Source organism: Nocardia sp. NPDC057227, assembly GCF_042669725.1.
GTDB classification, from domain to species: domain Bacteria; phylum Actinomycetota; class Actinomycetes; order Mycobacteriales; family Mycobacteriaceae; genus Nocardia; species Nocardia asteroides_A.
The window spans coordinates 237,780-255,630 of sequence record NZ_JBHUXA010000003.1 but is presented as its reverse complement, the minus strand read 5'-3'; the positions used below and the strand labels follow the sequence as shown (position 1 = coordinate 255,630).

17 protein-coding genes are annotated in these 17,851 nt (G+C 69.0%); 14 read left to right on the top strand and 3 right to left on the bottom strand.

Features of this window, described 5'->3' with window-relative positions; genetic code table 11:
• Positions 1–87: 87 nt before the first annotated feature.
• Genes ACFUJ1_RS07075 through ilvC form a run of 3 tightly spaced genes read left to right on the top strand, consistent with a single transcriptional unit; the run spans position 88 to position 3,585 of the window.
• Positions 88–2,013, top strand: coding sequence for an acetolactate synthase large subunit (locus ACFUJ1_RS07075; protein WP_378643486.1), 1,926 nt, complete (start codon positions 88–90; stop codon positions 2,011–2,013).
• On the top strand, positions 2,010–2,513 hold the full coding sequence (ilvN, locus tag ACFUJ1_RS07070; RefSeq protein ID WP_233019828.1) for an acetolactate synthase small subunit: 504 nt from the start codon (positions 2,010–2,012) through the stop codon (positions 2,511–2,513). The genes ACFUJ1_RS07075 and ilvN overlap by 4 nt, the downstream gene beginning before the upstream one ends.
• A gap of 58 nt (positions 2,514–2,571) precedes the next feature.
• Positions 2,572–3,585 (top strand): ketol-acid reductoisomerase, encoded by a 1,014-nt coding sequence (ilvC, locus tag ACFUJ1_RS07065; protein ID WP_233019827.1) that lies wholly within the window; start codon positions 2,572–2,574, stop codon positions 3,583–3,585.
• 88 nt (positions 3,586–3,673) lie between these two features.
• Here the strand turns inward: ilvC and ACFUJ1_RS07060 are convergent, their stop codons facing one another.
• Complete coding sequence (locus ACFUJ1_RS07060) at positions 3,674–4,027, bottom strand: hypothetical protein (RefSeq protein WP_378643483.1); 354 nt, start codon at positions 4,025–4,027, stop codon at positions 3,674–3,676.
• Positions 4,028–4,246: 219 nt separating this feature from the next.
• Between ACFUJ1_RS07060 and ACFUJ1_RS07055 the strand changes: the two genes are divergently transcribed.
• The gene (locus ACFUJ1_RS07055) at positions 4,247–5,647 is read left to right on the top strand and encodes a DUF2252 domain-containing protein (RefSeq protein WP_378643481.1); all 1,401 of its coding nucleotides are present in this window, start codon (positions 4,247–4,249) and stop codon (positions 5,645–5,647) included.
• 28 nt (positions 5,648–5,675) lie between these two features.
• Entirely contained in the window at positions 5,676–6,329 is a 654-nt protein-coding gene (locus tag ACFUJ1_RS07050; protein WP_378643478.1) for a Uma2 family endonuclease, read from the top strand.
• Between the two features lie 254 nt (positions 6,330–6,583).
• On the opposite strand, the gene ACFUJ1_RS07045 is transcribed toward ACFUJ1_RS07050, so the two are convergent.
• Complete coding sequence (locus ACFUJ1_RS07045) at positions 6,584–6,760, bottom strand: hypothetical protein (RefSeq protein ID WP_378643476.1); 177 nt, start codon at positions 6,758–6,760, stop codon at positions 6,584–6,586.
• Between the two features lie 230 nt (positions 6,761–6,990).
• On the opposite strand from ACFUJ1_RS07045, the gene ACFUJ1_RS07040 reads away from it, so the two are divergent.
• The 7 genes from ACFUJ1_RS07040 (at position 6,991) to ACFUJ1_RS07010 (ending at position 14,054) form a co-directional block, all read left to right on the top strand.
• Positions 6,991–7,923: a helix-turn-helix domain-containing protein gene (locus ACFUJ1_RS07040; protein ID WP_378643473.1), complete on the top strand. Its 933-nt coding sequence runs from the start codon at positions 6,991–6,993 to the stop codon at positions 7,921–7,923.
• Positions 7,924–8,177: 254 nt separating this feature from the next.
• Positions 8,178–8,402 (top strand): hypothetical protein, encoded by a 225-nt coding sequence (locus ACFUJ1_RS07035; protein ID WP_378643471.1) that lies wholly within the window; start codon positions 8,178–8,180, stop codon positions 8,400–8,402.
• 89 nt (positions 8,403–8,491) lie between these two features.
• Entirely contained in the window at positions 8,492–9,664 is a 1,173-nt protein-coding gene (locus ACFUJ1_RS07030; RefSeq protein WP_378643469.1) for an McrB family protein, read from the top strand.
• A complete protein-coding gene (locus ACFUJ1_RS07025; RefSeq protein WP_378643467.1) occupies positions 9,661–10,854 on the top strand; it encodes an McrC family protein in 1,194 nt (397 codons plus the stop codon). Before ACFUJ1_RS07030 ends, ACFUJ1_RS07025 begins: the two co-directional genes overlap by 4 nt.
• Before the next feature lie 198 nt (positions 10,855–11,052).
• Positions 11,053–11,259, top strand: a complete 207-nt coding sequence (locus ACFUJ1_RS07020; protein ID WP_233019819.1) for a cold-shock protein — start codon at positions 11,053–11,055, stop codon at positions 11,257–11,259.
• 162 nt (positions 11,260–11,421) lie between these two features.
• Complete coding sequence (gene serA, locus ACFUJ1_RS07015) at positions 11,422–13,020, top strand: phosphoglycerate dehydrogenase (protein WP_378643464.1); 1,599 nt, start codon at positions 11,422–11,424, stop codon at positions 13,018–13,020.
• Positions 13,021–13,046: 26 nt separating this feature from the next.
• Positions 13,047–14,054, top strand: a complete 1,008-nt coding sequence (locus ACFUJ1_RS07010; protein WP_378643461.1) for a 3-isopropylmalate dehydrogenase — start codon at positions 13,047–13,049, stop codon at positions 14,052–14,054.
• A 178-nt stretch (positions 14,055–14,232) separates the two neighbouring features.
• Here ACFUJ1_RS07010 and ACFUJ1_RS07005 read toward each other — a convergent pair whose 3' ends face one another.
• Complete coding sequence (locus ACFUJ1_RS07005) at positions 14,233–15,429, bottom strand: MFS transporter (protein WP_378643459.1); 1,197 nt, start codon at positions 15,427–15,429, stop codon at positions 14,233–14,235.
• A 135-nt stretch (positions 15,430–15,564) separates the two neighbouring features.
• On the opposite strand from ACFUJ1_RS07005, the gene ACFUJ1_RS07000 reads away from it, so the two are divergent.
• Complete coding sequence (locus ACFUJ1_RS07000; protein WP_378643456.1) at positions 15,565–16,338, top strand: fumarylacetoacetate hydrolase family protein; 774 nt, start codon at positions 15,565–15,567, stop codon at positions 16,336–16,338.
• Positions 16,339–16,347: 9 nt separating this feature from the next.
• Complete coding sequence (gltX, locus tag ACFUJ1_RS06995) at positions 16,348–17,820, top strand: glutamate--tRNA ligase (RefSeq protein ID WP_378643453.1); 1,473 nt, start codon at positions 16,348–16,350, stop codon at positions 17,818–17,820.
• The last annotated feature ends 31 nt before the right edge of the window (positions 17,821–17,851 follow it).

The window sequence follows — 17,851 nt, the reverse complement described above, 5'->3', positions numbered from 1 at the left end:
GTTGCGACGCGCCACCCTCGAACAGCCATGCTGATCGGGGGCTTTTTTGTGTTCGGGGTTCAAGACCACAAGCAGTGAGGAAAGACGGTGAGCGCACCTACCGCCAGGCCCGGGCCCTCGGCCCGCAAGCCTGTGCCTTCGGCCACTTCGCAGACACCCGTCGCGACTGCAACCGCGACCACGCGTCGCCAGCTCCCGCCCGAGCGGGTCACCGGCGCGCAGTCCGTCGTGCGGTCCCTCGAGGAGCTCGAGGTCGACACGGTATTCGGGATTCCCGGCGGTGCGATCCTTCCCGTCTACGACCCCCTCTTCGACTCCACCCGGGTGCGGCACGTGCTGGTCAGGCACGAGCAGGGCGCAGGGCACGCGGCCACCGGCTACGCGCAGGCCACCGGCAAGGTCGGCGTCTGCATGGCGACCTCCGGCCCCGGCGCCACCAACCTGGTGACCCCGATCGCCGACGCCCAGATGGACTCGGTGCCGATCGTCGCCATCACCGGCCAGGTCGGCCGCGGGCTGATCGGAACGGACGCCTTCCAGGAGGCCGACATCTCCGGCATCACCATGCCGATCACCAAGCACAACTTCCTGATCACCGACGGCGTCGACATCCCGCGGATCATGGCCGAGGCGTTCTACCTGGCCGCCTCCGGCCGCCCGGGCGCGGTGCTCGTCGACATCCCGAAGGACGTGCTGCAGGCGCAGACCACCTTCAGCTGGCCGCCGGAGCTGCGGCTGCCCGGGTACCGCCCGGTCACCAAGCCGCACGGCAAGCAGGTGCGCGAGGCCGCCAGGATGATCCTGGAGGCCAAGAGCCCGACGCTCTACGTCGGCGGCGGCGTGATCAAGGCCGAGGCCTCGGACAAGCTGCTCGAGCTGGCCGAGCTGACCGGCATCCCCGTGGTCACCACGCTGATGGCGCGCGGCGCCTTCCCGGACTCGCACACCCTGAACATGGGCATGCCGGGTATGCACGGCACCGTCGGCGCCGTGGCCGCGCTGCAGAAGTCGGACCTGCTGATCGTGCTCGGCGCCCGCTTCGACGACCGGGTCACCGGCCAGCTCGACTCCTTCGCACCGAACGCCAAGGTCATCCACGCCGACATCGACCCGGCCGAGATCGGCAAGAACCGGCACGCCGACGTGCCGATCGTCGGCGACTGCCGCGAGGTGATCGCCGAGCTGATCGAGACGCTCAGGGGCGACCCGGCCGCCGCGCGCACCCCGCTGCTCGACCTCGCCGAATGGTGGACCTACCTGGGCGGACTCCGCGACTCCTACCCGCTCGGCTGGACCCCGCCGAGCGACGGCTCGCTCGCCCCCGAGTTCGTCATCGACGCACTCGGCAGGCTCGCCGGGCCGGACGCGATCTACTGCGCCGGCGTCGGCCAACACCAGATGTGGGCCGCGCAGTTCATCAAGTACGAGAAGCCGCGCACCTGGCTGAACTCCGGTGGCCTCGGCACCATGGGCTACGCCGTCCCGGCGGCCATGGGCGCCAAGATGGGCGCGCCGGACAAGGAGGTCTGGGCGGTCGACGGCGACGGCTGCTTCCAGATGACCAACCAGGAGCTCGCCACCTGCGCGGTGGAGGGCGTGCCGATCAAGGTCGCGCTGATCAACAACGGCAACCTCGGCATGGTCAGGCAGTGGCAGACTCTCTTCTACCAGGAGCGCTACTCCAACACCGACCTCGGCACGCACACCCTGCGCATCCCGGACTTCGTCAAGCTGGCCGAGGCGCTCGGCTGCCACGGCATCCGGGTGGAGCGGGAAGAGGACGTGGAGGCCGCGATCCGCGAGGCGCAGTCGATCAACGACCGGCCGGTGGTGATCGATTTCATCGTCGGCAAGGATGCCCAGGTCTGGCCGATGGTCGCCGCGGGCACCAGCAACGACGAGATCATGTTCGCGCACGACATCCGCCCGCTCTTCGACGAGGACGAGCAGGCCGCCGAGCCCGCCGTGATCCACGAGGCGCTGACCCACGGCCAGAACGGACAGGAACAGTGAGCACTACGCACACCCTCAGCGTTCTGGTCGAGGACAAGCCGGGCGTGCTCGCCAGGGTCGCGAGCCTGTTCTCCCGGCGCGGCTTCAATATCGAGTCGCTCGCCGTCGGCGCCACCGAGGTGCCGGAGATCTCCCGGATGACGATCGTCGTCACCGTCGAGGACCTGCCGCTCGAGCAGGTCACCAAGCAGCTGAACAAGCTGGTGAACGTCATCAAGATCGTGGAGCAGGACCCCGACGCCTCGGTGGCCCGCGAACTGATCCTGGTGAAGGTGCGCGCCGATGCCAGCGTGCGGACCCAGGTGATCGAGGCGGTCACGCTGTTCCGCGCCAAGGTCATCGATGTCTCGCCGGACGCGCTGACCGTCGAGGCGACCGGCACCAGGTCCAAGCTCGACGCGCTGCTGCGGATGCTGGAGCCGTACGGTATCCGCGAGATCGTGCAGTCCGGTGTGGTCGCGCTCGGGCGCGGTCCGAAGTCCATCACCGCGACCCGCTAGTTCAACAATCGTTCCCCGCCGCGCGGGGACTCACCGTTTCAGAAGGGACGAAACCACAGTGGCAGTCGAACTGTTCTACGACGACGACGCCGATCTCTCGATCATCCAGGGCCGGAAGGTCGCGGTCATCGGGTACGGCAGCCAGGGCCACGCGCACTCGCTGAGCCTGCGCGATTCCGGCGTCGATGTCCGGGTCGGGCTCGCCGAGGGCTCGAAGTCGCGGCCGAAGGCCGAGGAGGCCGGGCTCACCGTCGGCACCCCCGCCGAGGTGTCGGAGTGGGCCGACGTCATCATGGTGCTCGCCCCCGACACCGCGCAGGCGTCGATCTTCACCAATGACATCGAGCCGAACCTCAAGGACGGCGACGCGCTGTTCTTCGGCCACGGCCTGAACATCCACTTCGGGCTGATCAAGGCCCCGGCCTTCGTCACCGTCGCCATGGTCGCCCCCAAGGGCCCCGGCCACCTGGTGCGCCGCCAGTTCGTCGACGGCAAGGGCGTTCCCGCGCTCATCGCGGTCGACCAGGACCCGAAGGGCGAGGGCCAGGCGCTGGCGCTCTCCTACGCCGCCGCCATCGGTGGCGCGCGGGCCGGCGTCATCAAGACCACCTTCAAGGAAGAGACCGAGACCGACCTCTTCGGCGAGCAGGCCGTGCTCTGCGGCGGCACCGAAGAACTGGTCAAGACCGGTTTCGAGGTCATGGTCGAGGCCGGTTACGCGCCGGAGATGGCCTACTTCGAGGTGCTGCACGAGCTGAAGCTGATCGTCGACCTCATGTACGAGGGCGGCATCGCGCGGATGAACTACTCGGTCTCCGACACCGCCGAGTTCGGTGGCTACGTGTCCGGCCCGCGGGTGATCGACGCCGACACCAAGAAGCGGATGCAGGACATCCTCAAGGACATCCAGGACGGCTCGTTCGTCAAGCGCCTCGTCGCCAATGTCGAGGGTGGCAACAAGGAGCTCGAGGGGCTGCGCAAGCAGAACGCCGAGCACCCGATCGAGGTCACCGGCGCCAAGCTGCGCGGGCTGATGAGCTGGGTCGACCGGCCGATCACCGAGACCGCCTGACTTCTCGCAACGCACAGGGCCCGGTCGCTGCGGCGACCGGGCCCTGTCGTTTCGTCCGTGCCGGAGCCCCGCCGCCGGCCCGGCCGGATCAGCTGCTGCCGAACGTGCCCGGCCCGAAGTTGCGGTTGAACGGCTGCTGGAAGGGGTTGTTGTTCCACGGGTTGTTGTTGTTCCAGGGGTTGTAGTCGCACCGCTCCCACCAGGGAGCGTTCGGATTCCACCAGTTGCACTGCTGCTGGAAGGGGTTGCGCGCGAACGGGTCGCGCCACAGATCGTTGCGCTGGTGCCGGTCGTACCGGTCGTGGCGGACCTCGGTGACGACCGGGCCCGAGGCCGGGTCGGCGGTGGCGGGCGCGGCGAGCGCGACCACCGGCGCCGCGGCGAGCGCGCCTGCGACGACCAGGCGGATCAGCGCCTTGCGGGGGCTGGATGTAGCGAACACGGTTGTTCCTTTCACTCCTGCGGGGAAGGATTGCTCCTCTCACCCTGCTCCGGATATCCGACAAAAGCCAGGGGTGTTCCCCGCTTCGGGGAGAGTTTCATCCCTTCGTATGAGACAACCCTGATACCCCGGTACCGAGGGTCGGCCTGACACAACCAGTGGTAGCCCACTGTTTGCTTAACCCTTGCGGCGCCGATCCGCGAGGCGGACACTGTCCCGATGACGACTTCGGCTGTCTCCACCGAACGCAACGGCTCCGGCGGCAAGACCCCGAACGATCGCTCGGCACCGCCCGACCGCGCCGCGGCGAAGGAGGTCCGGCGCCGCGTCCCGCGCTCCGCGCTGGGGGAGTGGTCGCCCACCCCCGGCCGCCCCGACCCCATCGCCATCCTCCAGCAGCAGGCCGCCACCCGCGTGCCCGAACTGGTCCCCATCCGCTACGCCCGCATGGTCAGCGGCATGTTCCCGTTCCTGCGCGGCGCCCCCGCCGTCATGGCCGCCGACCTGGCCGCCGGCGAGCACACCGGCCTGACCGTGCAACTCTGCGGCGACGCGCACCCCGTCAACTTCGGCCTCTTCGCCTCCCCCGAGCGCGCCCTCGTCTTCGACCTCAACGACTTCGACGAAACCCTCCCCGGCCCCTTCGAATGGGACGTCAAGCGGTTGGCCGCCGGCCTCGCGGTAGCCGCCCGAGCCAACGGCCTCGACGACACCTGCGCCGTGCGCTGCGCCGAATCCGCCGCGGGCGCCTACCGCGCCGCCATGCGCGAGTACGCCGCCATGGACGGCCTCTCGGTCTGGTACCAGCGCACCGACGCCGAATCCGGCCTCGCCCTCATCCGCAAACCCGCCCGCCGCCGCCGAGTCGAACACACCCTCGACGCCGCCCGCGCCCGCACCACCCTGCAAGCCGTCGGCAAACTCACCGAGCCCGGGCCGGACGGTCCCCGCATCCGCCACCGCCCACCCCTGCTCGTCCCCATCGAGCAGATCGACGCCGACGCCGTCACCGCCGTCTTCCACGCCTACCGCGAGTCACTTCCCGAGGATCGGCAGGTGCTCCTCGACCGCTATCGCGTGGTCGACGCGGCGCGCAAGGTCGTCGGCGTCGGCAGCGTCGGGACGCGCTGCTTCATCGTCCTGCTCGCCGATCGGGATACCGGGGACCCGCTGTTCCTCCAGGTGAAGGAGGCCGAACAGTCCGTACTCGCGGCGCATCTGGAGCCGAGTCAGTACCGGCATCAGGGGCGCCGGGTGGTGCACGGTCAGCGAGTCATCCAGTCCACCGCGGACATCTTCCTCGGGTGGTGCAGCGGGCCGGAAGGGCGCTTCTTCTACTGGCGGCAGTTGCGGGACATGAAAGGGTCGGCGGATGTCGACACCATGACCCCCGGCGTCCTCCGCGCCTACGGCGCACTCTGCGGCCGCACCCTGGCCCGCGCGCACGCTCGCTCCGGTGATCGGGTCGCCATCGCTTCCTACCTCGGCAGCTCCGATGTCTTCGACCGTGCGATGGGCCGTTTCGCGCTGGCGTACGCGGATCAGACCGTCGTCGATCACCAGAGGCTGGTGGATGCTATCGCTTCCGGTGAAGTGGCAGCAGCGGAGAAGGGTTGGTAGGCACTCGCCTCGATCTACGATTGGTGACATGACCGTGCCGGAAATCGAGCGCCCGGACCTCCCCGATCATATGACCTGGGAGGACCTCGAACAGCTTCCCGACGAGATCGCCGAACAGATCGAACTCTGGGAGGGGCGGGTGGTGTGGGTACGTCGCGGTCCCAGCGAACATCAGCGCTTCACCGTCCGCGCGCGGAATGCCATCGAGCGCTGTGCTCGTAAAAGCATGGTCGACGAGCCTGAAACCTGCTGGCAGGTGGACATCGAAACCAACGTATTCCTCGGCAGCACAGGCAAATCCGACTTCTTGACCCCCGACTTCTTGGTCTTCCGATGCCTCGGCTCCTCGTACGAGGACGTCCGCGCAGCCGACACTCTGCTGATCGGTGAAGTCCTGTCGCCGTCCAACACTCGGGCCGACATGGAGGCGAAACGGGATCGCTATGCCGGCGCGGGCATTCCCTGGTATTGGGAAGTGACCCTTGCCCGCACGGAAAGCGTCATCGCCACCATTCGTGCCTACGCTCTCGAGACCGGGCACGGCCATCTTCCTGACGGCGTTCGCCCTCTTCGTCCAGCGAGTTACCGTGTCGTCGGGGAGTGGACCGCAGCCGACGAGCACGGTGTCAGTATCGCCTTCCCGTTCCCCATCGACATACCGTGGTCCGAGCTGGCCTACTGATCGGCCGAGACCGGGCTCTGCGCCTCGACGGTCCGTGCGAAGACCGCCCCGATCTACCAGCGAATGTCCGGGCGAAGGTCGGAATCCTCGATGATGGCCGCCACGATGCTTCGGTGGGTACCAGCGGCGACCGCCGGCCCGCGGGCGGCGCATCGGCGACCTCTAATCCGAAGGCCACACCAGGGCGACGATCAACACTGTCAGCGGCAGGCCAACAGCCACGGCCATGCCAACGGTGGTCCAGCCGTCGCCGATCACCGATCACCCCGCGTAGTCGACAGCCCACGGGGGGTGATCGACCACGGTGCCGAGTACGGCGCGGCCATGATCAGCCCGCGTGACTCCAGCTGCCCGATCGCGCGGCGCGCGCCCCAGCCGGTCAGCTGCGCGTCTCGCTGGATCTGTGCGGCGGTCAGCATTCCGCCCGGCACGAGCACGGAGAGTACGGCGGTCTCCGCCTTCGATGTCCCGAACCCCACAGCCCGACACCCCCTGTCGTTTCGATTGGTGAGCACCCGCCGTCGGAGCTGGATCCGGACGTTGCCTGGACTCACGGTCTTGCCCGGCGACGAAGCCGAAATCGAAGCTATGCGTGCGCCTCCGGGTCCGGAATCCCTACGCTGTTCGCAGGTGTTCGCTGCTGAAGCGTGGAGGGGACGCGATGCAATCCGGCAAGGCGCTGCGCACCGCCCGGGAGGCGGCGGGTGTCTCGCTGCGCGCGCTGGCCCGGTGCGCCCACTACTCTCCGGGGTACCTCTCCCAGGTGGAGAACGGCCAACGACCGGTCACGCCGGAGATCGTGGCCGCGTACGAGGGCACCCTGGGGGCCGATGTGGGAAGGCTGGCGTCGGCCACGGCCAGCCCGCAGCATGTGGACGCCTCGGCGCTGGACGACGTGGCTGACATGCTGGCCGCGACTCGCCGTTTGGAGGATCGTGTGGGCTCGGTGGCCGTGCTGCCCGCGGTGCGCGGCATGGCGGAGATGTCGGAGCAGTTCGCCGGGGTGAGCCGCGGGTCCATCGCGGCCCCTGCCGCCCGGCTCGCGTCCGAAGTCAGCCAATTCCGTGGTTGGCTGGAACACGCCGCGGGTGCCGACCCGGCGGCCCGGCGCAGCCTGAGCACGGCACTGAAGCTCGCCGAGGAGTGTGGCGACCCGGACCGGCTGACCCACGCACTGAGCTTCCGTGCCTACGTGGAGGCGGAGAGCGCGAACTACGCCGCCGCCGACGCGCTGAGCGCGGCAGCCGTAGCCGTGCCCGGCGCGCACCCCCTGCTCGGCGTGTACGAACGATTCCAACGCGCACGCGTGCTGGCCCTCACCGGGGAGCCCCGTGCCGCTGAGGCGGCGCTGGCCGATGCCGACCATGCGCAGGCCGCGGCGGAGGACGAGACGCCGCCGGAGGCAGGGTACTGGTACACGCCAGGTTTCTACGGCCTCCAGCGCGCCCGAGTGCTGCGCACACTCGGACTGACCGAACAGGCATCGGCAGAAGTCGTCGCAGCCGTCGAGGCTCTGCCCGAGGAGCATCGCCGCGCGCCGTGGGCGGTCAAGTGGCGGGCCGCGGCCAGCGGCGAAATCGACGTGCCGCACTGAGCATCCTGTCTGTGTAGCGCCCGTGTATGGCATGCGCCGCTGAAACCAGTGCGTTTGGTGGAGTGCCGGGGAGCCCTGTCCTGTACCGGTGCACGAGTCCTGGCCCGGGGAAATGTCGCCGATCGTCTACTGAGCGCGCTCACGCGCTCGACCCCCGATGGGAGTACGGTCGGTGCCCGGCCAAGCCGCTTGTTCTCTGTCGCAGGTGAATTCGATTGCCTGGTCCCCGATTTCGTCGTGTACCGCAATACTGAATGCCCTCCGACGCCGACATTCCCTGCAACTGGGAGGTGGCTACCGCGCGCACCGGAACTGCGATCGAGATGGTCCGCGCCTATGCGCTCGCGGCCGGTCACGGACCCCTTCCCGGCGGCGCGCGGCCTCTCCGCCCCGCCAACTATCTCGTCATCGACGAGTGGACCGCCGCCGACGAGAACGGAATCCGCACCTCCCTTCCCTTCCCGATGGAAATCTCCTGATCCGAACTCGCGCACTGATCGGCACGCGCTCGTTCGTACCGAGTGGATACGCTTGCCTTCGCGTACCGGACCGGAGGGAGTGGCAGGCGATGGCCCGTATTCGCAGGATCGTGGAGGGCACGCAGCGGGTGGCCGCGCACAAGCCGGAGAACGCGGTGACCTGCCAGTGGCAAGTCATCGGCGACGAGAACGGCGACCCGCTGGTGCACCTCTCGACGTTCGGATCCGAAGGTCGGCAGTCGAATCCGAAGAGCAGCCAGTCGCTCCAGCTGAGCCGCGCGGACGCCATCGAACTCGTGCGCATCTTCAATCGGGAACTGAAGCTGGGTTGGGTGGAGGACGGAGCCCCGGAGGCCGATACGGCCGCGCCGGTGATCGAGAAGTTCGCACCGGCGACCGAGGAACTGGCGGAGGAATTGCTCATGCCGGTCGAGTGGTTGCAGCGATCCATCGAGCTGCTGCGGGACCGGCCCCAGCTCATCTTCTACGGGCCGCCGGGCACCGGTAAGACGTACCTGGCTCGAAAACTGGCCGAGCACCTCTGCGGCGACCGGGTGACCGTGGTGCAGTTCCACCCGACCTACTCCTACGAGGACTTCTTCGAGGGGCTGCGCCCGGCCTCGACCGAGGGCGGCCAGATCACCTACGAATTGCACCACGGCCCTCTGCGGCAGGTCGCCGAGCAGGCGCAGCGGGAACCGGATCGGCTACACGCGCTCGTCATCGACGAGATCAACCGCGGCAATCTCTCGAAGATCTTCGGCGAGCTGTACTACCTGCTGGAGTACCGGGACGAGACCATCCAGCTGATGTACTCCGGGGAGCGGATGCCCTTCCGACTGCCGGAGAACATCCTCGTGATCGGCACGATGAACCGCGCGGACCGCTCGGTGGCCTCGCTGGACACGGCGATGCGCCGGCGCTTCTCCTTCGTGCACCTGCATCCGAGCCGAGAACCGACGAGGGATCTGCTCCGGAATTGGCTCGACAAGAACGGCCACTCCCGGGTGATCGCCGAACTCCTGGACGTGCTGAACAGTTCGATCGACGACGACGATTTCAAGCTCGGCCCCTCGTATCTGATGGGGCCGGCCGCGCAGTCCAGGCACAAAATGGAGATCACCTGGCAGACCAGGATCATCCCGCTGCTGGAGGACTACCACCTCAACGAGCCCGACGTCGATGTGGACGCGCGCTACGCGCTCTCCGAGATCGAGAGCCGCATGAGCACCGAACTCGGCGACTGGGGCGACAGCGAGTGAGATCGATCGATCTGGTCGAACACGCGAACACCGAGGTCGAGCTCACCAGGTCACAGTACGAAGCGATTCGGGCGCTCGATTCCATCGCGGTGACGCCCCTGTTCTCGGAGCGGTATCAGCTCAATCCGAAGGGCAAGGTCGGCGCGATCAGGCTCGGGGATCTGCAGTTGGTCCTGCATCCCAAAGTGACCGAATTGAGAAGAGTTCCGTTCCTGCTCGGGTACAACACCGGCGGCGATGTTTGGCGCCCGGAGTTCGTGCGACTGGAAGCCGTCAGCGGATTCTCCACCGCTTTCGCCGATTCCTTCGTGCAGCTCGCTTCGCGCGCTCTCGCCCGGGGACCGCTGCGGCGGTACCGAACTGAAACGACGGTATCCGCCATCCCTTCGGGGCGAATGCGCGTCCGTGAACAGGCCACCCGGCAGTTCGGCGTCGCGGTGCCGATTCATATCGAACGCGACGAATACACGGTGGACACGGCGGAGAACCAGATCCTGCTCGCGGCGACGCGGCTGCTGCAGGGCTTGCCGGAGCTGCCGGTCGCCACCCTGCGAAAGCTGCGGAAGATCGCGCATTCACTCCAGGATGTGCGGATTCTGTCGCGCAGCGAGCCGCGGCCGACTTTCGCCTTCGATCGCGGAAACCGGGCCTACCACGATGTACTGCGCCTATCGCTCGTGATTCTCGACGGCGGCTCGTTCGAGCTGAGCAGAGGAGCGCTCACGGTCCGGGCGTTCCTCTTCGACATGTGGCGGATCTATGAGGACTTCGTGACCGGAGCGCTCCGGGCGGCGATCGCGCCACGCGGGTTCCGGGTGGCGACGCAGGACCAGCACCTCCTGACGACGAACTCCACGATCCGATTGCGGCCCGATCTGGTGTGCTACGCCGCCGACGGCGCGCCGGTCGCGGTGATCGACGCCAAGTACAAGGTGGAGCAGGGCAGTGGCCGGAATCGGACATATCCCGAGGGGGACATCTATCAGATGCTCGCCTACTGCTCCGTGCTCGGACTTCGACAGGGCCATCTCGTCTACGCCAGGGGGCACGAACCGGAGAGCGTGCACCCGATCCGGAATTGCGGAATCACGATCTATTGCCACGCGCTGGATCTGGCAGCCGAACCGGACACCATGCTCGAACACATCGACGCACTCGCGGTACGAATCCTGAGAATTTCTCAGGGATGACCCGGACAGCCAGCTTCACATCACGCGAGTGCGGCAGATGCCCCGGTCATACATGGGAAATCACCCCCCGCCACGTCATCTACCTCACACTTCCCCCACCTCTTCCAGGTGGAGGAATCCCCCTGCACCTGGCAAGCTGGACGGCGAGACCGGGAGTTGCAACAGAAGTTTCCCGGCTCGTCTACAGGAAAGAATGAAATGGCTCAAGGCATTGTGAAGTGGTTCAACAGCGAGAAGGGCTTCGGCTTCATCGCGCAGGACGGCGGGGGCCCCGACGTCTTCGTGCATTACTCGGCTGTGAGCGGCAGCGGCTTCCGCTCCCTCGATGAGGGGCAGCGGGTGGAGTTCGAGATCGGGCAGGGTCAGAAGGGTCCGCAGGCGCAGGACGTGCGCCTCGTCCCCTGATCCCTCAGGTCTCTCTCGGGCCCCGCACCTGGACAGGTGCGGGGCCCGAGGTGTGTTCGGCCACAGGACGGCGGCTGCGGCCGAGGGGGGCGTCCACGGCGCTGTCCTGGGCTATTAAGCTGCTCGGTGGCAACCAACCCCCTTCCCCAGGAGTAACCCACCGTGAGCCAAGCTGGCCGTCCTGTTGTCCTGATCGCCGACAAGCTCGCCCAGTCGACCGTCGACGCGCTCGGTGACGGTGTCGAGGTCCGCTGGGTGGACGGCCCGGACCGTCCGGCCCTGCTGGCCGCGGTGCCGGAGGCCGACGCGCTGCTGGTGCGCTCCGCCACCACCGTCGACGCCGAGGTGCTGGACGCGGGCAAGCGGCTGAAGATCGTGGCCAGGGCCGGGGTCGGGCTGGACAATGTCGAGGTTCCGGCCGCCACCGAGCGCGGCGTGCTTGTGGTGAACGCGCCCACCTCGAACATCCACACCGCGGCCGAGCACGCCGTCACGCTGCTGCTCGCCGCCGCCCGCCAGGTCCCGCAGGCCGATGCGACGCTGCGCGAGCACACCTGGAAGCGCAGCAAGTTCAACGGCGTGGAGATCTTCGGCAAGACGGTCGGCGTGGTCGGGCTGGGCCGGATCGGGCAGCTCTTCGCCGCTCGCCTCGCCGCGTTCGAGACGAAGATCGTCGCCTACGACCCCTACGTGTCGCCGGCCAAGGCGGCGCAGCTCGGCATCGAGCTGCTGCCCCTGGACGAGCTGCTGGAGCGGGCCGACCTGATCTCGGTGCACCTGCCGAAGACCCCGGAGACCAAGGGCATCATCGGCCGTGAGGCGATCGCCAAGACCAAGCCGGGTGTGATCATCGTGAACGCGGCGCGCGGCGGGCTCGTCGACGAGGTCGCGCTGGCCGAGGCCATCACCTCCGGGCACGTGCGCGCGGCGGGGCTCGACGTCTTCGAGACCGAGCCGTGCACCGACAGCCCGCTCTTCGAGCTGCCGCAGGTCGTGGTGACCCCGCACCTGGGCGCCTCCACCACCGAGGCGCAGGACCGGGCGGGCACCGATGTCGCCAAGTCGGTGCTGCTGGCGCTGGCGGGCGAGTTCGTGCCGGGCGCGGTGAACGTCACCGGCGGCGCGGTGGCCGACGAGGTCGCGCCGTGGCTGGAGATCGTGCGCAAGCAGGGCGCCCTGCTCGGCGGGCTCTCCGACGAGCTGCCGGTGAGCCTGGAGATCCAGGTGCGCGGCGAGCTGGCCGCCCAGGAGGTCGCGGTGCTGCAGCTCGCGGCGCTGCGCGGCATCTTCTCCGCGCTCATCGAGGACCAGGTGACCTTCGTGAACGCGCCCGCGCTCGCGCAGGACCGCGGCATCAGCGCCGAGGTGACCACGGTGTCGGAGAGCCCGAGCCACCGCAGCCTGGTCGACCTGCGCGCGGTGTTCGGCGACGGCCGCACGCTCAATGTCGCGGGCACGCTCACCGAGCCGCAGCAGGTGCAGAAGATCGTCAACATCAACGGGCGCAACTACGACCTGCGTGCCGAGGGGCTGAACCTGGCCATCCTGAACTACGACGACCAGCCGGGCGCGCTCGGCAAGATCGGCACCCGGCTCGGCGAGGCCGGGGTCGACATCCTGGCCGCGCAGCTCACCCAGGACGCGGACAAGGACGGCGCGACGGTGATCCTTCGGGTCGGCCAGGAGGTCCCCGCCGACGTGCAGGGCGCCATCGCGGAGGCGGTCGGGGCCACCAAGATCGCGCAGATCGACCTGTCCTGAGCGGCCCGGAAAGCAACGGAGCAACCATGAAGCTTGCTGTCATCCCCGGTGACGGAATCGGCCCCGAGGTCGTCGCCGAGGCGCTCAAGGTGCTGGACACGGTGCTGCCCGGCGTCGAGCGCACCGAGTACGACCTGGGCGCGAAGCGGTACCACGCGACCGGCGAGATCCTGCCGGACTCGGTGCTGCCGGAGCTGAAGCAGCACGACGCCATCCTGCTCGGCGCGATCGGCGACCCGTCGGTGCCGAGCGGGATCCTGGAGCGCGGGCTGCTGCTGCGCACCCGGTTCGCGCTCGACCACCACGTGAACCTGCGGCCGTCGAAGCTGTACCCGGGGGTCTCCAGCCCGCTGGCCGGGTCGCCGGATATCGACTTCGTCGTGGTGCGCGAGGGCACCGAGGGGCCGTACACCGGCACCGGCGGCGCCATCCGGGTGGAGACCCCGCACGAGGTCGCCACCGAGGTGAGCACCAACACCCGCTTCGGCATCGAGCGCGTGGTGCGCTACGCCTACGCCAAGGCGCAGGCGCGGCGCAAGCACCTCACGCTGGTGCACAAGACCAATGTGCTCACCTTCGCCGGGTCGCTCTGGCAGCGCACGGTGGCCGAGGTGGGGGCCGAGTTCCCGGACGTCGCCACGGCGTACCAGCACATCGATGCCGCCACCATCCACCTGGTGAACGACCCGGGCCGCTTCGACGTGATCGTCACCGACAACCTGTTCGGCGACATCATCACCGATCTGGCGGCCGCGGTGAGCGGCGGGATCGGGCTGGCGGCGAGCGGCAACATCGACGCCTCCGGGGCCAACCCGAGCATGTTCGAGCCGGTGCACGGGAGCGCGCCGGATATCGCCGGGCAGTCGAAGGCGGATCCGACCGCCGCGATTCTCTCGGTGGCGTTGCTGCTCAACCACCTCGGGCAGACCGAGCAGGCGGGGCGGATCGAGAGCGCGGTGGCGAAGGATCTGGCCGGGCGCTCCGGTTCGGCCTCGACCGTCGAGGTCGGGGATCGGATCGCGGCCGCGGTCTAGGGTTCCCAGGCTCGTGCCCCACCCGGGTTCGGGTGGGGCACAGCTGTCTCAGCGGGGCTCCGCACCGGAGGCCCGCGGCGGGCCGGAGCGCGTCGGGAACGCGACGCCGCGCTCCCGCGAGGAGTCGGGGACGCCGCGCGCAGGCAAGCCGAGGCCGCTGATGTCGGGATGGCGCGGTTCAGTGGTCCGTGTGCCGGCGGTCCCGCGGGACCAAGGGGACCGCTACCGTGGCGATCACCGCGGCGGCGATGAAGACCGCGGGGAAGCCTGCGGCGTCGATGACGGCGCCGAAGACCGGCGGCACCGCCGCCATGGCCAGGTTCTGGCCGGTGTTCTGCACGCCGAGCCCGCGCCCGCTCCAGTACGGCCCGGCGATCTCGGCGACCGCGGTGAAGGCCAACCCGTTGTCCGACACCGTGATCACCGACGCCACCACCAGCAGCGGGATCGCCACCCACCACCACTCGGTCCAGGCGGCCAGCGCCAGCGCCGCCATCGAGACGACCGCCGCGATCGCCACCGTGCGCAGCGGGCCGAGCCTGCTGCCGACCCGATCGGACCAGGCGCCCGCGCCGATCCGGCCGATCGCGCCGAGGACCTGGGTGCCGGTCACCAGGAGCCCGGCCGCGGCCAGCGACCAGCCAGCGTCCCGGTGCAGCCAGAGCAGCGCGAAGGTCCACAGCGTGCCCTGCGGCACCACCAGCAGCACCGAGACGAGGTGCACCCGCCACAGCGTGCCGTCGCCCCGGTAGGGGTTGGCGAGCAGCCCCGGATCGGCCTCCGAGCGCTGCGGCCGCGGCGGATCGATGATCCCGACCGCGCACGCGGCCGCCGCCAGCAACGCCATGACCGCCGGGACGAGCACCGCGGCGGGTACACCGTGCTGCGCGGCCACCGCGGGAATCGCCAGCGCGCCGATCCCGACCCCGAGCGGCTGCGCGGTCTGCCTGATGCCCATGGCGAGCCCGCGCCGGTGCGGCGGGAACCAGCCGACGATCACCCGCCCGCTCGCGCCGTTGGTGCTGGCCGCCCCGGCCCCGCCGAGAAAGAGCAAGGCGCCCAGCGCGATCGGGTGCGCGGTGAACGCGGCCGCGCCGCCGGCGGCGGCGGTGATCAGCGGCCCGGCCACGAGCACCTTGCGCTCGCCGATCCGGTCCACCACCCAGCCCCAGGCGATCAGCGTGCAGACCAGCCCGACGGTGGGCATGGCGACCAGCAGCCCCGCGGTGGGCAGCGCCATCCCGCCGTCGGTGAGCGCGGGGAGCAGGAACGGCACGCCGTGGATGAAGACGGCGCTCGCGGCCTGCGCGAACACCCCGAGCCCGAGCATGGCCCAGCGCCGCCGTTCGCCGACGGCCGCCGTCGTCGCCACCATGAGCCACCTCGCATTCCCATATTTCGGGATTGTAATCTCACAAACTGAACATCGAGGTCACGGTACACCGGATCGGAGCGGACCGCTCGGTCGGGTGTGTTCGAGCAGGTGGCACCGGGTCGATAGACTGCGGCCATGCGCCTAGGTCGAGTAGCCAGTCCCGACGGAGTCGCCTTCGCCCGTATCGAGGGCGAGGGATCCGAGAGTGTCGCGAGGGAGATCGCCGAGCATCCGTTCGGCAGCCCGACCTACACCGGCCGGAGCTGGCCGGTGGCCGACGTGCGGCTGCTCGCGCCGATCCTGGCGAGCAAGGTGGTGTGCGTGGGCAAGAACTACGCGGCGCACGCCGCGGAGATGGGCGGCGAGGCCCCGGAATCGCCGGTCATCTTCCTCAAGCCGAACACCGCCATCGTCGGCCCGAACGCCCCGATCATCCTGCCGCCCAGCTCTTCCCGGGTCGACTACGAGGGTGAGCTGGCGGTGGTGATCGGCCGCCCGTGCAAGGACGTGCCCGCCGCGAAGGCGCGCGACGTCATCCTCGGCTACACCGTCGCGAACGACGTCACGGCGCGTGACCAGCAGAAGTCGGACGGGCAGTGGACCAGGGGCAAGGGGTACGACACCTTCTGCCCGCTCGGGCCGTGGATCGAGACCGAGCTGGACCCGGGCGATCTGGAGATCGTCACCGAGCTCGACGGCGAGGTGCGCCAGCGCAGCCGGACATCCCTGCTGCTGCACGACATTCCGACGCTGATCGAGTTCGTCAGTACGGTGATGACGCTGCTCCCCGGCGATGTGCTGCTGACCGGCACCCCCGAGGGCGTCGGCCCGGTGCAGGCGGGCCAGAACGTCTCCGTGACCGTCGAGGGAATCGGTACGCTGACCAATCCCGTTGCCACGAAACGCTGAAAGAGAGCCATGACCGAAGTTCGGGTCCGCTTCTGCCCGTCGCCCACCGGGACCCCGCACGTGGGGTTGGTGCGCACCGCGCTGTTCAACTGGGCGTTCGCCCGGCACCACGGCGGCACCTTCGTCTTCCGGATCGAGGACACCGACGCGGCCCGCGACACCGAGGAGTCGTACGCCGCGATCCTGGACGCGCTGCGCTGGCTCGGCCTCACCTGGGACGAGGGCCCCGAGGTCGGCGGGCCCTACGAGCCGTACCGCCAATCCCTGCGCCGGGGGCAGCATCTGGAGGTCGTGCAGAGGTTGCTGGCGGCCGGTGAGGCCTACGAATCCTTCTCCACGCCGGACGAAGTCGAGGCTCGGCACCGCGCCGCGGGGCGCGATCCGAAGCTCGGCTACGACAACTTCGACCGGGAGCTCACGGCCGAGCAGATCGCGGCGTACCGGGCCGACGGCAGGCCCGCGGTGGTGCGGCTGCGGATGCCGGACGAGGACCTCGGCTGGCACGACCTGGTGCGCGGGGAGACCGTCTTCAAGGCCGGGACGGTGCCCGATTTCGCGCTCACCCGCGGGTCGGGGGATCCGCTGTACACGCTGGTCAACCCGGTCGACGACGCGCTCATGCGGATCACCCACGTGCTGCGCGGCGAGGACCTGCTCTCGTCCACCCCGCGGCAGCTCGCGCTCTATGCCGCGCTGCGCCGGATCGGGGTCGCCGAGTTCACCCCCGAGTTCGGTCACCTGCCCTTCGTCATGGGGCCGGGCAACAAGAAGTTGTCGAAGCGGGATCCGGAGTCCAACCTGTTCGCCCATCGCGATCGCGGCTTTGTTCCCGAAGGTTTGCTGAATTACCTCGCGCTGCTCGGTTGGGGCCTCGCCGACGACCGCGACGTGTTCTCCATGACGGAGATGGTCGAGGCGTTCGACATTTCCTCGGTGAATTCCAACCCGGCCCGTTTCGACCAGAAGAAGGCCGACGCGATCAACGCGGAACACATCCGTTTGCTGGAAGCCGGAGATTTCGCCCGCAGGCTCCGGGAGTTCCTGACCGGGCAGGGCCGGATCGGCGCGGAAATCGACGAGAAGGTCTTCGCCGCGGCCGCCGAGTTGGTCCAGACCCGGATCGTGGTTCTGGACGACGCGTGGGGGCTGCTGCGATTCCTGTTCGCCCCCGCAGGCGAGTTCTCGATCGACCCCGCGGCCGGGTCGAAGAATCTCGGCGAACCCGCCGAGCCGGTACTGCGGGCCACGCTCGGCGCACTCGAGGCGCTGCCGGAATGGACCACCGCCGCGATCGAGGAGGCGCTGCGCGTCGCATTGATCGAGAAACTGGAGTTGAAGCCGAGGAAGGCATTCGCGCCGGTGCGGGTGGCGATCACCGGGTCGCACATCAGCCCGCCGCTGTACGAGTCGATGGAGCTGCTCGGGCGGGAACTCTCACTGGCCCGGCTGAACGCCGCGCTGGAGTGGCGCCCCGAGGGCTGAAACAGGGGTCTGACCAGGCGATTTGTAGTTT

Excerpts from the sequence above, each read along its gene's own strand:
- ACFUJ1_RS07055 (WP_378643481.1), top strand. The coding sequence starts at position 4,247 with ATGACGACTTCGGCTGTCTCCACCGAACGCAACGGCTCCGGCGGCAAG.
- ACFUJ1_RS07050 (WP_378643478.1), top strand. The coding sequence starts at position 5,676 with ATGACCGTGCCGGAAATCGAGCGCCCGGACCTCCCCGATCATATGACC.
- ACFUJ1_RS07040 (WP_378643473.1), top strand. The coding sequence starts at position 6,991 with ATGCAATCCGGCAAGGCGCTGCGCACCGCCCGGGAGGCGGCGGGTGTC.
- ACFUJ1_RS07035 (WP_378643471.1), top strand. The coding sequence starts at position 8,178 with ATGCCCTCCGACGCCGACATTCCCTGCAACTGGGAGGTGGCTACCGCG.
- ACFUJ1_RS07030 (WP_378643469.1), top strand. The coding sequence starts at position 8,492 with ATGGCCCGTATTCGCAGGATCGTGGAGGGCACGCAGCGGGTGGCCGCG.
- ACFUJ1_RS07020 (WP_233019819.1), top strand. The coding sequence starts at position 11,053 with ATGGCTCAAGGCATTGTGAAGTGGTTCAACAGCGAGAAGGGCTTCGGC.
- ACFUJ1_RS07010 (WP_378643461.1), top strand. The coding sequence starts at position 13,047 with ATGAAGCTTGCTGTCATCCCCGGTGACGGAATCGGCCCCGAGGTCGTC.
- ACFUJ1_RS07005 (WP_378643459.1), bottom strand. The coding sequence starts at position 15,429 with ATGGTGGCGACGACGGCGGCCGTCGGCGAACGGCGGCGCTGGGCCATG.
- ACFUJ1_RS07000 (WP_378643456.1), top strand. The coding sequence starts at position 15,565 with ATGCGCCTAGGTCGAGTAGCCAGTCCCGACGGAGTCGCCTTCGCCCGT.
- gltX (WP_378643453.1), top strand. The coding sequence starts at position 16,348 with ATGACCGAAGTTCGGGTCCGCTTCTGCCCGTCGCCCACCGGGACCCCG.